General features: G+C 69.8%; 14 protein-coding genes. 6 read left to right on the top strand and 8 right to left on the bottom strand.

What is annotated here, in order from left to right:
* Window positions 1-51 precede the first annotated feature (51 nt).
* Together D7X55_RS22390 and D7X55_RS22385 are read right to left on the bottom strand one after the other, a co-directional pair.
* Window positions 52-543, bottom strand: coding sequence for a hypothetical protein (locus D7X55_RS22390; protein WP_121724128.1), 492 nt, complete (start codon window positions 541-543; stop codon window positions 52-54).
* A 129-nt stretch (window positions 544-672) separates the two neighbouring features.
* A complete protein-coding gene (locus D7X55_RS22385; RefSeq protein WP_120549765.1) occupies window positions 673-1,278 on the bottom strand; it encodes a sigma-70 family RNA polymerase sigma factor in 606 nt (201 codons plus the stop codon).
* Between the two features lie 211 nt (window positions 1,279-1,489).
* Here D7X55_RS22385 and D7X55_RS22380 point away from each other — a divergent pair, with 211 nt between their 5' ends.
* Genes D7X55_RS22380 through D7X55_RS22360 form a run of 5 tightly spaced genes read left to right on the top strand, consistent with a single transcriptional unit; the run spans window position 1,490 to window position 9,679 of the window.
* Window positions 1,490-3,484 (top strand): alpha-1,4-glucan--maltose-1-phosphate maltosyltransferase, encoded by a 1,995-nt coding sequence (locus D7X55_RS22380; protein WP_120549764.1) that lies wholly within the window; start codon window positions 1,490-1,492, stop codon window positions 3,482-3,484.
* Window positions 3,485-3,501: 17 nt separating this feature from the next.
* The gene (treS, locus tag D7X55_RS22375) at window positions 3,502-5,151 is read left to right on the top strand and encodes a maltose alpha-D-glucosyltransferase (RefSeq protein ID WP_120549763.1); all 1,650 of its coding nucleotides are present in this window, start codon (window positions 3,502-3,504) and stop codon (window positions 5,149-5,151) included.
* A 6-nt stretch (window positions 5,152-5,157) separates the two neighbouring features.
* Window positions 5,158-6,492, top strand: a complete 1,335-nt coding sequence (locus tag D7X55_RS22370; protein WP_120549762.1) for a phosphotransferase — start codon at window positions 5,158-5,160, stop codon at window positions 6,490-6,492.
* Entirely contained in the window at window positions 6,489-8,693 is a 2,205-nt protein-coding gene (glgB, locus tag D7X55_RS22365; protein ID WP_120549761.1) for a 1,4-alpha-glucan branching protein GlgB, read from the top strand. Before D7X55_RS22370 ends, glgB begins: the two co-directional genes overlap by 4 nt.
* Window positions 8,694-8,725: 32 nt before the next feature.
* Complete coding sequence (locus D7X55_RS22360; protein ID WP_120549760.1) at window positions 8,726-9,679, top strand: aldo/keto reductase; 954 nt, start codon at window positions 8,726-8,728, stop codon at window positions 9,677-9,679.
* Between the two features lies 1 nt (window position 9,680).
* Here D7X55_RS22360 and D7X55_RS22355 read toward each other — a convergent pair whose 3' ends face one another.
* The 3 genes from D7X55_RS22355 to D7X55_RS22345 all read right to left on the bottom strand — a co-directional run bounded on the left by D7X55_RS22355 (window position 9,681) and on the right by D7X55_RS22345 (window position 11,149).
* Window positions 9,681-10,031, bottom strand: a complete 351-nt coding sequence (locus D7X55_RS22355; protein WP_233609995.1) for a PilZ domain-containing protein — start codon at window positions 10,029-10,031, stop codon at window positions 9,681-9,683.
* An 81-nt stretch (window positions 10,032-10,112) separates the two neighbouring features.
* Entirely contained in the window at window positions 10,113-10,904 is a 792-nt protein-coding gene (locus tag D7X55_RS22350) for a heme oxygenase (biliverdin-producing) (protein ID WP_120549758.1), read from the bottom strand.
* Complete coding sequence (locus tag D7X55_RS22345; protein WP_121724127.1) at window positions 10,901-11,149, bottom strand: hypothetical protein; 249 nt, start codon at window positions 11,147-11,149, stop codon at window positions 10,901-10,903. Before D7X55_RS22345 ends, D7X55_RS22350 begins: the two co-directional genes overlap by 4 nt.
* Before the next feature lie 664 nt (window positions 11,150-11,813).
* Between D7X55_RS22345 and D7X55_RS22340 the strand changes: the two genes are divergently transcribed.
* Window positions 11,814-12,065, top strand: a complete 252-nt coding sequence (locus tag D7X55_RS22340) for a hypothetical protein (RefSeq protein ID WP_147442810.1) — start codon at window positions 11,814-11,816, stop codon at window positions 12,063-12,065.
* A 28-nt stretch (window positions 12,066-12,093) separates the two neighbouring features.
* Here the strand turns inward: D7X55_RS22340 and D7X55_RS22335 are convergent, their stop codons facing one another.
* Genes D7X55_RS22335 through D7X55_RS22325 form a run of 3 tightly spaced genes read right to left on the bottom strand, consistent with a single transcriptional unit; the run spans window position 12,094 to window position 14,234 of the window.
* The gene (locus D7X55_RS22335) at window positions 12,094-12,621 is read right to left on the bottom strand and encodes a gamma-glutamylcyclotransferase (RefSeq protein ID WP_121724126.1); all 528 of its coding nucleotides are present in this window, start codon (window positions 12,619-12,621) and stop codon (window positions 12,094-12,096) included.
* An 18-nt stretch (window positions 12,622-12,639) separates the two neighbouring features.
* On the bottom strand, window positions 12,640-13,239 hold the full coding sequence (locus tag D7X55_RS22330; RefSeq protein WP_120549755.1) for a GbsR/MarR family transcriptional regulator: 600 nt from the start codon (window positions 13,237-13,239) through the stop codon (window positions 12,640-12,642).
* A complete protein-coding gene (locus D7X55_RS22325) occupies window positions 13,236-14,234 on the bottom strand; it encodes a polyprenyl synthetase family protein (protein WP_120549754.1) in 999 nt (332 codons plus the stop codon). The genes D7X55_RS22330 and D7X55_RS22325 overlap by 4 nt, the downstream gene beginning before the upstream one ends.
* Window positions 14,235-14,540: the final 306 nt, after the last annotated feature.

Below are 14,540 nucleotides of genomic sequence, written 5' to 3'. Positions count from 1 at the left end.
TCGCCAGGCCACGAGCTGGACGCGACCTGGCCTCCCCTCCCCCGAAAGCCACTACCGCGTCGCGGCCCTGCGCGCGGGCGCCCGTGCCTTCATCGCCGGCATGCGTCTCGCCTTGTGCGCTCGCGCCTTCACGGGCCCCCGGCGCGCATAGCCCGCAGGCCGCGTCGCCTTCTTCGCGCTCACCGCCTTCTTGCGCGGCGGCGTGGCGCGGGCCGCGGGCCGCATCACCTTCTTCGCCGCCGGGCGCTTGCGCATCGCGGGCCTTGCCTTGCGCACGGGCGCCAGCTCCATCCGCCGCAGCTGTGACTCGAAGCTCGACAGCGCCGTGCGGAACAGGGCGGCCTTGCGCCGCGTGTGCATGCGCCCGCCCATCACCCGGTGCGCCAGCTTCTCGTACTGGACCACCAGGCCTCGCGCGCGCCGCACCATCCCCATCAGCTCGCGCCGGGACAGCTCCATCAGGTTGCGCGGCGCACTGGCCAGCACCAGCCGCATCTCCCGCGCGTTCATCAACGCCGTCCCCGTCTCCCGCCTCTTGCGCATGTCCGCCCCCTCCCTCGGGTTCGCCAAACAAGTCGCAAGGTTTGGGGCCGCGTCCGACGACGGCAAGGAGGACGTGGCTTGGGCCTGCTCCACCGCCCATCCCCTCGGAACAGGGGCGCTGTCCTGCACTCAGCTGGACGTGCCCGCCGGGCTCGGCTCCAGCAGCACCGCCAGCTTCTCCAACGCCAGCCGGGCACGCGTCTTCACCGTGCCCAGCGGCTGGCCCGTCTTCCGGGCGATCTCACTCTGCGACAGCCCGTCGAAATACCCGAGCAGCACCACCTCGCGCTGCTCCGGCGGCAGCTGCTCCAGCGCCGCGCGCACCCGCGCCTGGTCCTGCGCCGCGGCTGCGGCGTCGTCCGGCGACGGCGGCGTCGCGCTCACCGGCGGCGGCTGCCGGGACACCCCCTCCACCATCCGCGACACCGTGCCCAGCGAACGCAGCCGGTCAATGGCCCGCGTGCGCGCGATGGTCGTGACCCACGTCTCCATTCCGCCCCGCTCCGGGTCGAACTCGCGCGCGCGCCGCCACACCTCCAGGAAGGTCTCCTGCAGCACCTCCTCCGCGTCCGCGCGCGTGGGCAGCAGCCGCACCGCGATGGCGAACGCGCGCGCGGAACACCGCGCGTAGACGTCCCGCATGGCCGCCGCGCCGCCGAGCGCCACCTGCCTCAGCAGGTCGCGGTCGGCCGACAGGTCACTCGCTTGCTCAGCAGCGGAGTCTTTGGGCGCCATGTTCGTCCCGGATACCGCAACCGGAGGGGCGGATCCCAGCTTCAACTATCGGAGGCCATCCCCCCAGTCCCTCGGGGTGGGCGAGCGCTCCCTCCGTTCCTAACGTTGACAGGCCAACGCGACCGGACGGCGCCCATCTTCAATCAACAACACCCGCGCAATGCCGCCTGGAGCCACTGACTCAGAGTCCTATAAGGGGCCGCCAGCCGATATGACCGAACGACTCGGAAGCGTGTTCATCGAGAACGTCCAGCCGGAGCTGGACGCCGGGCGCTACGCCATCAAGCGCGTCGCCGGAGAGACCCTCACCGTCCGCGCGGACATCTTCAAGGAAGGCCACGACGTCCTCGTGGCCGTCGCGCGCTGGCGCCAGGTCACCCCCGCCGCGCAGAAGACGGACTGGGCGGAGGTCCCCCTCACCTTCAAGAACAACGACGCGTGGGAAGGCTCCATCCCCCTCGCGAACAACGGCCGCTACGAATACACGATTGAAGCCTGGCCGGATCTCTTCCGCACCTGGGCGCACGAGCTGAAGCGCAAGGTGGACGCCGGCCGCGACGTGAAGAGCGAGCTGCTGGAAGGCGCCGCGCTGCTGGAGGGCGCCGCCGCGCGCGCCAAGGGCAAGTCCGCGGAGGACCACCGCGTGCTGGCCGAGGCCGGGGCCCGTCTGCGCACGCCGCCCTCGCCGGACCACCTCCTCGCCGCGCTGTCCTCCGAGCTGGCGGACGCCGCGTCACGGCACCCGGACCGCACGCTTGCTCGCCGGTACGACAAGGTGCTGGAGGTGTTCGTGGACCGGGAGAAGGCGCGCAACGCCGCCTGGTACGAGTTCTTCCCCCGCTCCGCGAAGCGCGACGGCAAGACGCACGGCACCTTCAAGGATGCGCAGGCCTGGCTGCCGTACGTGCAGAAGCTCGGCTTCGACACCGTCTACCTCCCGCCCATCCACCCCATTGGCCGCACCGCGCGCAAGGGCAAGAACAACAGCCTGCGCGCGGAGCCCGGTGACGTGGGCAGCCCGTGGGCCATTGGCGCCGCGGAGGGCGGCCACAAGGCCGTGCACCCGGAGCTGGGCACGCTCGCGGACTTCCGCGCGTTCGTGGACGCGGCGAAGGCGCACGGCATCGAAGTGGCGCTGGACCTGGCCTTCCAGTGCTCGCCGGACCACCCGTACGTGAAGGAGCATCCGGAGTGGTTCCAGCACCGCCCGGACGGCACCATCAAGACGGCGGAGAACCCGCCCAAGCGCTACGAGGACATCGTCAACTTCGACTGGATGGGCCCCGCGCGTGACGCCCTCTGGAAGGAGCTCAAGTCCGTCGTCCTGTACTGGGTGGACAACGGCGTGCGGACCTTCCGCGTGGACAACCCGCACACCAAGCCCATGCAGTTCTGGCACTGGCTCATCCGCGAGGTGCAGGACCTGCACCCGGACGTGCTCTTCCTGTCGGAGGCCTTCACCCGCCCCAAGGTGATGAAGGCCCTGGGCAAGGTGGGCTTCACCCAGTCGTACACGTACTTCACCTGGCGCCTCTTCAAGGACGAGATTCGCAGCTACCTGGAGGAGATCACCAGCCCGCCCGTGTCGGACTACTTCCGCGGCAACCTCTGGCCCAACACGCCGGACATCCTCCCGGAGAACCTCCAGAACGCGGGCCCCGGCGCCTTCCGCTTGCGCGTCGCGCTGGCCGCCACGCTGTCGTCCGTGTGGGGCATGTACTCCGGCTATGAGCTGTGCGAGGGCCGTCCGGTGCCGGGCAAGGAGGAGTACCTGGACTCGGAGAAGTACCAGCTGGTTGCCTGGGACTGGGACCGGCCGGGCAACATCTCCGAATGGATTGCGAAGCTCAACGCCGTCCGCAAGGCGCACCCCGCGCTCCAGCAGTACCAGGGCCTGCGCTTCTTCGAGTCCGACAACGAGCGCGTCCTCTTCTACGGCAAGCGCTCGCCGGATGGCCTCAGCACGGTGCTGGTGGCGGTGAGCCTGGATCCGTACGCGCCCCAGGAGGCGCTCCTGCGCGTGCCCATGGAGTGGCTGGGCGTCACCGCGGAGGAGACCTACCAGGTGCATGAACTGATGGCCGACCAGCGCTCCCTGTGGCAGGGCCCGGACGTGCAGGTGCGCCTGACGCCCGAACAGCCCGCGGCAATCTTCGCCGTCTACCGCTACCGCCGCACCGAACACGCGTTCGACTACTTCGAGTGACTCCCTCCGAGAGGCGTATGGACCTGGATCCGCTTTGGTACAAAAAAGCGCTCATCTACGAGCTGCACATCCGCGCATTCCATGACTCGAATGGTGACGGCCACGGGGACATCCCGGGCCTGATTGAGAAGCTGCCGTACCTCCAGGACCTGGGCGTGGACTGCCTGTGGCTGCTGCCGCACTACCCGTCCCCGCTGCGCGACGACGGCTACGACATCGCGGACTACTACGGCATCCACCCGGACTACGGCACGCTGGCGGACTTCCAGCGCCTGGTGGAAGAGGCGCACAAGCGGGGCTTGCGCATCATCATCGAGCTGGTGGTCAACCACACCAGTGATCAGCACCCCTGGTTCCAGGAGGCGCGGCGCGACCCCAAGAGCCCCAAGCGCAACTGGTACGTCTGGAGCGACACGGACGAGTCCTACAAGGGCGCGCGCATCATCTTCACCGACACGGAGCGCTCCAACTGGACGTGGGATCCGGTGGCCAAGCAGTACTTCTGGCACCGCTTCTTCAGCCACCAGCCGGACCTGAACTACGACAACCCCGAAGTGCAGGAAGCCATGCTGGACGTCATGCGCTTCTGGCTCAACATGGGCGTGGACGGGTTCCGCTGCGACGCCGTGCCCTACCTCTTCGAGCGCGAGGGCACCAACTGCGAGAACCTCCCGGAGACGCACGCGTTCCTGAAGCGCCTGCGCAAAACCATCGACTCCGAGTACCAGGGCAAGGTGCTGCTCGCGGAGGCCAACCAGTGGCCCGCCGACGTGCGCGTGTACTTTGGCGAGGGCGACGAGTTCCACATGGGCTTCCACTTCCCGGTGATGCCCCGCCTCTTCATGGCGGTGCGCCGCGAGGACCGCACGCCCATCGTGGAGATCATGCAGCAGACGCCGGACATCCCGGAGTCCTGCCAGTGGGCCATCTTCCTGCGCAACCACGATGAGCTGACGCTGGAGATGGTGACGGACGAGGACCGGGACTACATGTACCGGGAGTACGCCACCGACCCGCGCATGCGCATCAACCTGGGCATCCGCCGCCGCCTGGCGCCGCTGATGGACAACGGCCGGCGCCGCATCGAGCTGATGCACAGCCTGCTCTTCACGCTGCCCGGCACGCCGGTCCTCTACTACGGGGACGAGATCGGCATGGGCGACAACATCTACCTGGGCGACCGCAACGGCGTGCGCACGCCCATGCAGTGGACCGGGGATCGCAACGCGGGCTTCAGCCGCGCGGACTACGCGCGCCTCTTCGCGCCCGTCATCGCGGACCCCGTCTACGGCTACCAGTCCATCAACGTGGAGGCCCAGGAGCGGCAGAAGTCCAGCCTGCTGCAGTGGGTGAAGCGGATGATTGGCATCCGCCAGCGCTACCCCGTGTTCGCCATGGGCAGCTTGCGCTTCCTCACCACGGAGAACCGCAAGGTGCTGGCCTTCGTGCGCGAGTGGCAGGGGCAGACGGTGCTCGTGGTCTGCAACCTGTCGCGCTTCGCGCAGCCGGGCGTGCTGGACCTGCGCGAGTTCGAAGGCAGCATCCCCGTGGAGTTGATTGGAGAGACGCCGTTCCCCCGCATCAGCGAACTGCCCTATCAGCTGTCGATGGGGCCCTACATGTTCCTGTGGTTCCGGTTGGACAAGCCACTGCAGGCGAAGGAGTAACCCCGCGTGACGCCCCTGGACCTGACCAAGCTGCCTGACTTCCTCAAGACCCAGCGCTGGTTCGCTGGAAAGGCCTGGCCCATCAAGAGCGTCGGCGTGGCGGACCACGTGACCATGGAGCTGGGTACGTGTGCCTTCACCCTGGCCATCATCGAGGTCATCTACGAGCTGGGCAATCCGGAGCGCTACCAGATCATGGCCCGGCAGACGCCGGAGGGGCTGGTGAGCGCGCTGGAGGACGACGACTGCGTGCGCGCCCTCTTCAACCTGGCCCGGGAGGGCAAGGTGGTGTCGTCCGGCTCCGGCCGCGTGGTGGGAGAGTGGATCGCCTCCACGGACAGCGGCGTGGCCCTGCCGGATCCGCTCTCCGTGCGCCGGCTCAACGTGGAGCAGAGCAACACGTCGCTGGTGCTGGGCGAGCGGGTCATCGTCAAGGTCATCCGCAAGCTGGAGGCCGGCGTGAACCCCGAATACGAGGTGGGCCGCTTCCTCGCCACGAAGACGAACTTCCGCGCGACGCCGCAGCTGGTGGGCGCGCTGAACCTGGAGGGCCCCGCGGGCGCGACGCTCGCGCTGGCGCACCGCTTCGTGCCGGACGCCGTGGACGGCTGGAAGTACACGCTGGAGCGGCTGCGTCAGGAGAAGGCGCTCTCCGAGCGCTTCCTCGGGGAGATGCGCGAGCTGGGCGCCCGGCTGGGAGAGCTGCACAAGGCCTTCGCCTCCGCGGGCCCGGACGACCTGGCGTTCTCCCCGGAGCCGCTGCTCCAGGAGGACCTGCAGCGCTGGAGCGCGTCCATCGTGGGCGAGCTGGGCGTGACGCTGGCGGACGCCGGGCGGCTGCACGCGGACCTGGAGCACAAGCGAGAGGGGCTCATCGCGTACGCGAAGCGGCTGGCGCAGGTGGCGCCCTCCGGCCAGAAGGTCCGCATCCACGGCGACCTGCACCTGGGCCAGGTGCTGCGCTCGGAGAACCAGTGGCTGTTCTTCGACTTCGAGGGCGAGCCGTCCCGTTCCTTCACCGCGCGCCGGGAGAAGTACAGCGCCCTGCGCGACGTGGCGGGGATGATCCGCTCGTTCGACTACGCGGAGGCCACCGTGTCGCTGGAGGGCGGCCAGCCGCGCGGGCGCGTGGGCCCCACCCGGGACGCGTTCCTGGAGGGCTACCGCCAGGCGACGCGCGGCGCGGCCTTCCTGCCCGACAGTGATGAAGCCTTTGACGTGATGTTGCGCGCCTTCGAGCTGGAGAAGCTGTTGTACGAAGTGCGCTACGAACTCGCCAACCGGCCGGACTGGGTGCGCATCCCCGTCGAGGCCCTGCTGCGGATGGAGGATGCCCAGTGAGGAAGCCTGCGGACAGAGCACAGGTGGACGCGGAGCTGCAACGCGTGGTGGAGCTGCGCCATCCGGAGCCCCACTCCATGTTGGGCGTCCACCCGGACGGCGACGCGGTGGTGGTGCGCGCCTACCGCCCGGAGGCCGTGGCCATCCACGTCCTGCCGGAGTTCGGCGGCAAGGTGCCCATGCAGCACCGCACCGGCGGCGTCTTCGAGGCGCGCATCAACGGCCGCACGGAGCCCTTCAGCTACCTCCTGGAGGTGGAGTACCCGGGCAAGAAGGTCTTCACGCTGCGCGACCCGTACAGCTTCCTGCCCACCATTGGTGAGATGGACCTGTACTTCGCCGGCGAGGGCCGCCACGAGCGGCTCTGGGAGCGCATGGGCGCGCACCTCATCCACCACAACGGCGTGAAGGGCACGTCGTTCGCCGTCTGGGCGCCCACCGCCCGGGGCGTGTCCGTGGTGGGTGACTTCAACGGCTGGGACGGCCGCCTGCACGCCATGCGGCGCATGGGGTCCTCCGGCATCTGGGAGCTGTTCGTCCCGGAGGTGGGTGAAGGCGCCCGGTACAAGTTCGAGATCCGCCCCGGCCACGGCGGCGGTCCGCTGCTCAAGGCGGACCCCTTCGCCTTCCGCACGGAGACGCCGCCCGCCACCGCGTCCGTGGTGCATGACCTGCAGCGCTACGCGTGGGGCGACAGCGCGTGGCTGGAGGCGCGGGAGAAGCACGTGGACGCGGCCCACCACCCGTGGAGCGTCTACGAGGTGCACCTGGGCAGCTGGCGCCGCGTGGTGGAGGACGGCGACCGGCCCATGACGTACCGCGAGCTGGCCCCGGAGCTGTCGCGCTACGTGAAGGAGACGGGCTTCACGCACGTGGAGCTGCTGCCCGTGTCGGAGCACCCCTACGGCGGCTCCTGGGGCTACCAGGTGGGCGGCTACTACTCGCCCACCGCGCGCTTCGGGCACCCGGACGACTTCCGCTACCTGGTGGACTACCTGCACCAGGAGGGCATCGGCGTCATCGTGGACTGGGTGCCGGGCCACTTCCCGCGCGACAGCCACGCGCTGGGCAGCTTCGACGGCACGTCCCTCTACGAGCACTCCGATCCACGCCAGGGGTCGCAGCCGGACTGGGGCACGCTCGTCTTCAACTTCGGGCGCAACGAGGTGCGCAACTTCCTCATCGCCAACGCGCTGTTCTGGCTGGAGGAGTACCACATCGACGGGCTGCGCGTGGACGCCGTGGCCTCCATGCTCTACCTGGACTACAGCCGCAAGCAGGGCGAGTGGGTCCCCAACCGCTGGGGCGGCCGAGAGAACGAAGAGGCCATCCAGTTCCTGCGCGAGCTCAACGACACCGTGCGCCGCAAGCACCCGGGCGTGGTGGTCATCGCGGAGGAGTCCACGGCGTGGCCCAAGGTGTCCCAGCCCGTCAGCGAGGGCGGCCTGGGCTTCCACTTCAAGTGGAACATGGGCTGGATGCACGACACGCTGTCGTACTTCTCCAAGGACGCCGTCTACCGGCAGTTCCACCACAACCAGCTCACCTTCGGCCTGCTGTACGCGTTCAGCGAGCACTTCATGCTGCCGCTCAGCCACGACGAGGTGGTGCACGGCAAGGGCAGCCTCTACGGGCGCATGCCGGGCGACCCATGGCAGAAGCGCGCCAACCTGCGCGCGCTGTTCGCGTGGATGTGGGCCCACCCGGGCAAGAAGCTGCTCTTCATGGGCGGCGAGTTCGGCCAGCCGGCGGAGTGGAACCACGACAAGAGCCTGGACTGGCACCTGCTCCACGACCCGGGCCACAAGGGCATCCAGAAGCTGGTGAGCGACCTGAACCGCCTCTACCGCGACCTGCCCGCGCTCTATGACTCGGACAGCGAGCCGGTGGGCTTCCAGTGGCTGCAGCCGGACGCGTCCGCGGCGAACGTGCTGGCCTTCGTGCGGCGCTCGCGCACGCCGGGCCGTCACGTGGTGTGCGTGGCCAACATGTCTCCGGTGCCGCGCGAGGACTATCGCGTGGGCTTCCCGCTCCACGGCCGTTATGTGGAGCTGGTCAACACCGACGCCGGGGAGTACGGCGGCAGCGGCATGGGCAACCGGGGCCAGGTGCACACGGAGGCAACGGGCTGGGACGGCCAGCCGGCGTCCGCGACGCTCACCCTGCCCCCGCTGTCGGTGGTGTGGTTCACGCCGGGGTAGCACGCCCCGGCCTCACCGAAAGGACCTGGGGCATGGCGGCAGCGAAGCGGAAGCTGGGAGCGACGGGCCTGGAGGTGTTCCCGCTGTGTCTGGGCGGGAACGTCTTCGGCTGGACGGCGGACGAGGCCACCTCGTTCGCCGTGCTCGACGCCTTCGTGGAGGGCGGCGGCGACTTCGTGGACACCGCGGACGTGTACTCGCGGTGGGTTCCCGGCCACGTGGGCGGTGAGTCGGAGACGGTGCTGGGCAAATGGATTGCCTCGCGCAAGGCGAAGGACCGCCTCGTCATCGCCACGAAGGTCGGCGCGGAGACGGCGCTGGGCAAGGGCCTCACGCGCGAGCACATCGAGAAGAGCGTGGACGCGTCCCTGCGCCGCCTGGGCGTGGAGCGCATCGACCTGTACTACGCGCACTACGACGACCCGAACACGCCCTTCGAGGAGACGCTGCGCGCCTTCGACGCGCTGGTGAAGGCGGGCAAGGTGAAGGCGCTGGGCCTGAGCAACCACACCGCGGAGCGCGCGCAGCAGGCGCTGGACACGCAGAAGCGGCTGGGGCTTGCGCGCTACACCGTCCTCCAACCGGAGTACAACCTGGTGGAGCGCCCGAAGTTCGAGGGCGCGCTCCAGCAGGTGAGTGAGAAGGAAGGGCTGGCCGTGGCGCCCTACTTCGGGCTCGCCGCGGGCTTCCTCACCGGCAAGTACCAGGAGGGCCAGCCGGCACCGGCGTCCGCGCGCGCGGGCAACGTGCTCAAGAAGTACGGCAACGCGCGGGGCTGGGGCGTCGTCGCCGCGCTGAAGAAGGTGGCGGAGCGCCGGGGCGCCACGCCGTCGCAGGTGGCGCTGGCGTGGCTGGAGACGCGGCCCACGGTGGTGGCGCCCATCGCCAGCGCCACGTCCGTGCCGCAGGTGAAGGAGCTGCTCGGGTCCTTCTCCCTGAAGCTGGAGGCGGACGACCTGCGCGAGCTGGAGCGCGCGTCGTCGTAAATCAAGTTTCATCCGCGACGAGCACGGTCTTCAGCCTCTCCAGCACGGGTTCCGGCACGTCGATGAAGGACAGGCCCACCTCGAAGCGGGCCACGGCGTCCTTGGGTAACTTGATGGCCCAGACGATGCGCGCGGTACATTCCACCGAGCTGCCGTCCGGGAGGAACAGCTCCAGGTCCAGGCGCGAACCCACGTCCTGCGGGTCGTCCGAGTAGATGCGCGCGCCCCCGAGGCTGACGTCGAGCACCTGCTTCTTTTCGCCCACCTTCATTCGCGCGGGGCGCGAGTAGAGGGGCGCATGGATGCGGGGAAACGCACGGCGATCAATGGGAGAGGTCATCTGGAGTGCCACGTTCCGCCATCCTAGCGTGACTGTCACGAAACGGCACGGGGCCGCCCCGTCGGGGAGGTGACCCGTGGGGTCGGGGCCACCCTACCCGGCGCTCCCGCCCGGCCCGTCGAGCTCCGGTGCGTCGCGCGCCAGCTCGTCGCAGATGAGCGTCTGGATGCGGAAGGCCAGCCGCGCCTCCTGCACCACCTCCTGGGCCTCGCCCTCCGTCAGCTGCACCTCGTCCAGCCGGGCCACCAGCCGGGCCTGGAAGGCGAGCAGCTCCGCGGCGGACACCGCGTTGTAGAAGGCCGTGCCCCGGCCGTTCTCCAGCTCGAACGCCCGAGCGATGAGCTCCGAGCGCCGGGGGGCGGTGAAGAGGTCCTGCGCGCACCGGGCATACGCATGCGCGATGAGCAGGTGCGGGGCCTCCGCCGCCACCTCGCGGATCCGCTCCGCGTGCAGCCGCGTGTCCTCGCAGGCGAAGGGCTTCGTGCGCGTGTCGCCGCAGAACCAGTCCAGGTCCGCCAGGAGCGCGGAGGCGCGCCGCAGCTCCGGCAGCCGCAGCACGCGCGCGAGCGGTCCGTCCTTCAGCCCCGGCAGCACGGACTCCAGCGCCTCGTAGACGACGTGCAGCTGGCGCAGGTGGTTCACGTAGTGGCGCGCGCGCACGAACTGGCCATAGACGCCGCCGTTCCACGAGCCGTGGAAGAGCGCCTCCAGGAACGTGGACTGCTCCGCCTGGCGCCGGGCCATCCCCGTCCCCTCCTCCAGCCGCAGCGACAGCCGCTGCATGGACGGCAGGCCCGAGGGGGCCGTGGACGCGGACGGCAGCCGCCGGTCCCTCGCGGAGCGATCGAGGCCGCCCCAGCGGAGGGTGCCCCGGACGGTGCTCACTGCTTCCACCCGCCGGTGGACGCCCCGTGGGCGGCGGGAGCCTGCTCCTGCGACTCGGCGTCGTGCGGCAGCTCCAGCTGGTGGATGGCCTCCACCAGCGTGTGCCCCAGCGCGCGCAGGACGTCCTCCTCCAGGCGAAGCGTCACCGGCCCCACCGCCAGGTGGATGTGCCCACAGCTGCACCGCGTCACCTCGGCGCACGGGCCTCGCGCCAGCACCGACCTGCAGCATCCCTGACCGATCATCGCGCTCTCCAGATGATTTTGATTATCGGAATCAAAATCATGAAGCCACAACGCGCTTTCGCCGTCAAGCCCGGTCCGCCCTCAAAGACAGACACGAAACCTTCAATAAAAGACAATCAATATCAGCGTCTGTATTTATTTGTTTCATGTTTCATGCCATCTGTACTCTTGTTCATGTAGGCATGACGCTTCGCGAGCAGGGCGAAAAATGGCTGAAGGTTTGTTCAGGTCCGTTCAGGGGTGCTCGAGGCCGCGAGAAAACTGCCTGAAGGTTTGTTCAGGTCGCGGCATCCTGAAAAGGCCGGGGGGAATCCGGTTGGAAAAACGGACCCTGCGGCCACCACTCGTGCTGACGGCCATCCTGGGGCTGGCGTGCCTGCAGTCCAGGTTCCGGAGGGCATGTGGGGCGAAACGTTCGACGTGCCGCGCTCCCTGAACATCCCAGCAGGCATGCCGGTGCCGGTCTGGGCCTGCCCCACGACATCATCTTCCACGAGCGCGTGGGCAGATGTGGATCGACGACGCGCGGCGAGGTGGAGACGGTCACCTCCGGGCTGCCGGACGCGTCCCTGCCGGAGCTGCGCGGCGCCATCTACCGGTGGGACTGGAGCGGCGGCTCGCGCGAGCTGTTCGCTCGGGGCCTGCACAACACGGAGGGTCTGGCGTGGGGGCCGGGCACGGACACGCGGTGGGGGCCGTCAACAACCGCGACGACACGCCCTACCCGTTCGACGACGGCACCGGCCAGTACGGCAAGGTCATTCCGGAGAACGTGGGCAACCACCCGCCGGAGGCCCCGGCGTCCGTGCGCCAGGGCGGCTGCTACGGCTGGGCTTTATGCAACGCCAACCCGGACCCACCGAGCGGCCTGAAGCACATGACGCTGGACCGCATCGCCCCCACCGCGCGGCCTTGAGACAGGCTCCCACGCGGCGAGGACGTGTTCAGCGCGACTCGCCGCGCGCCAGCTTCTCCACGTAGTCCGCGGGCAGCCCGGCGCTCTTCGCGCCGCGCACCAGCGCCTCCACGAAGCGTGGGCTCACCGGCCCGTCCGACGACGCGCGGCGCGGGTTGGTCACGAACGCGGTGGCCTCCACCTCCTGGCCGTCCACGCGCACGCGCACCGTGCGCTCCACGCACATGCTGGTGACGAAGCCCTCCTTGTGCTGGACGATGGGCCAGTCCCTGCCGGGAATCTCGAAGAGCCGCCCGTACACGCGCGCGCCCGGAGCGTCCGTCAGGCCCGCCACCCGGCCGCCCCACCAGCGCGAGGGGAAGTCGTAGACGAGGTCCACGTCCAGCGCCTCGGCGAGCCGGCCTTCCGGCAGCTCGAAGAAGCCGTAGCCGTGCTGGTGCTTCCACTCGTCGAAGGCGGCCCGGTCCAGGATGGTCGAGTACGCGAAGTACCGCCGGGGCGCGTTCGCGTCCGCCTGCTCGCGCGCCTTCATCACCTGGTCGTAGTGCGAATCCATGTGCGTCTCCTCCCGCCGCTACCGCTCGCCTTTGCTCCGCGCCAGGGCGCCGTCGCGGAACGCGCCCAGCACCCCGCCCACGTCCAGGCGGGACGTCTTGATGAACAGCCGCAGCGCGCGCTCCACGTGCTCGGCCAGGACGGCCATGCGCTCCAGCCGCCGCAGCCTCTCCGGCGGCAGGCCGCCCGTGGCCTCCGCCAGCCGGCGCGCTTCGGACAGGTCCGCGCGGATGCGGGTGACGAAGGCCGCCTCGCGCTCCTCCACCACGTGCGTCACCATCCGCACCAGGTCCGTCTCCGCCGCGTAGCGCCACACCGTGTCCTGCGGCACGCGCACCCGCTGGATGACGCCCCAGTGCTCCAGGTCGCGCAGCAGCATGGACACGCCGCCCTTGGACAGGTCCAGCTCGCGCTCAATCTCGCCCGCGGTCAGGGGTTCACCGCGCAGGTAGAGCAGGCCCCACACCCGGCCCTGGTTGCGCTTGAAGCCCCAGAACTCGATGACGTTGCCCACCGCCTCCACCGCGATGGCTTCCCATGGCGCCAGCCTTCCGTGCTCCGGCGGCGCGACGGGCTTGTGGCTCCCGGGATCCCCCCCTGTCCACAGGTAGCCCTTCACGCAGCGCGTCCCTTCACCTGCTCCGCGATGCCCGCGGACAGCCGGTGCGCCCAGCTCATCAGCTCCGCGCCCGCCGCGTCGTTGGCGAAGGGCCCCAGGCGGTCGAGCGCCGCGCCAATCTCCGCGTTCATCCGCTCCATGGACGCCTCCACCGCGCCGGTGGCCTCGATGGCGGCGCCAATCTCCCGGGTGCGCTCCGGGGTGATGACGGAGAACGCCCACGCGTCCTTGAGCTTGCGGCGCAGGGACTCGTCGCGCGACACCGCCAGCAGGATGGGCAGCGACGGCGTGCGCGAGTGCACGTCCGCGTACCGGGGCTTGCCCACGTCCGTGCCCAGGATGTCGCGAATGTCGTCGGCGATCTGGAACGCCACGCCCAGGTGCCGGCCAAAGGCGTCGAAGCGCTCCCGCGCCTCCGGCTGATCCGCCAGCGTCGCGGCCGCCTTGCCGCACCAGCCGAACAGCGAGCCCGTCTTGCCCTCGGCGATGTAGCGCAGCCGCGTGAGCGGCAGGTTCAGGTCCCCGCGCGCCTCCACCTCCGCGATGGCCGCGCGGGTCATCTCCGTGACGATGGACAGGCCGCTCTGCACCAGCCGCGCGTCCAGCTCCGACAGCCGCGACAGCGCCGTGGACAGGATGAGGTCGCCGCTCATCACCGCGACGATGTTGCCCCAGCGCGCGTTCACCGTCGGGCGGCCCCGGCGGAACATGCCCGCGTCCACCACGTCGTCATGCAGCAGGCTGGCCGAGTGGATCATCTCCGCCGCCACGCCCACGTCCACCAGCCGGGCGGCCGGCACTCCCACCACGCCGCCAAACAGCCGGACGAGCATGGGCCGCGCCCGCTTGCCTCCAGCGCCCAGGCACAGGTGACGCGCCGCATCCATCAGCGTGTCGCCCTTCACGTCCGGACCGACGTCGCCATCCGCGAGCAAGTCGGTCAGACGTTGCTCCACCTGCCCCAGAAACTCCGTCAGCTCGTGAGCGACATCCATGTGCGCGGTCTCCTTCCGGGCCGTTCATATAGTTCAAGACCGCGTGAACTGCACCTGAATCCCTGCTGCCCACCAGGCGGGCGGACAGCAGGTGGAAAGCGGTGGATAAGCCCGGTTGGTGTCCGGCCGGGCCCGGGCGAGTCCTTGGAGGTCCGATTGAGAGGGAATGCGAGGCCATGGGACACGAATCACCGTGTCCGCCGCCTTCCGCCGCCGCCTCGTCCAGAGCTTCGCGTCCCTCGCCACCGGCGTCCCCCTCTTCCGCCCTGGCGCCTCGCTGCCCGGCTCGTCCGCGCCCCTCCTGGG

Source organism: Corallococcus sp. AB049A (genome assembly GCF_003668885.1).
Lineage (GTDB): Bacteria > Myxococcota > Myxococcia > Myxococcales > Myxococcaceae > Corallococcus > Corallococcus interemptor.
The sequence above is the reverse complement of the archived record's forward strand: the minus strand, read 5'-3'. Positions and strand labels throughout refer to the sequence as shown.

What these genes read in the sequence shown, in the direction of transcription:
- D7X55_RS22390 (WP_121724128.1), bottom strand. Translation starts at nt 543, where the DNA reads ATGCGCAAGAGGCGGGAGACGGGGACGGCGTTGATGAACGCGCGGGAG.
- D7X55_RS22385 (WP_120549765.1), bottom strand. Translation starts at nt 1,278, where the DNA reads ATGGCGCCCAAAGACTCCGCTGCTGAGCAAGCGAGTGACCTGTCGGCC.
- D7X55_RS22380 (WP_120549764.1), top strand. Translation starts at nt 1,490, where the DNA reads ATGACCGAACGACTCGGAAGCGTGTTCATCGAGAACGTCCAGCCGGAG.
- treS (WP_120549763.1), top strand. Translation starts at nt 3,502, where the DNA reads ATGGACCTGGATCCGCTTTGGTACAAAAAAGCGCTCATCTACGAGCTG.
- D7X55_RS22360 (WP_120549760.1), top strand. Translation starts at nt 8,726, where the DNA reads ATGGCGGCAGCGAAGCGGAAGCTGGGAGCGACGGGCCTGGAGGTGTTC.
- D7X55_RS22345 (WP_121724127.1), bottom strand. Translation starts at nt 11,149, where the DNA reads ATGATCGGTCAGGGATGCTGCAGGTCGGTGCTGGCGCGAGGCCCGTGC.
- D7X55_RS22335 (WP_121724126.1), bottom strand. Translation starts at nt 12,621, where the DNA reads ATGGATTCGCACTACGACCAGGTGATGAAGGCGCGCGAGCAGGCGGAC.
- D7X55_RS22325 (WP_120549754.1), bottom strand. Translation starts at nt 14,234, where the DNA reads ATGGATGTCGCTCACGAGCTGACGGAGTTTCTGGGGCAGGTGGAGCAA.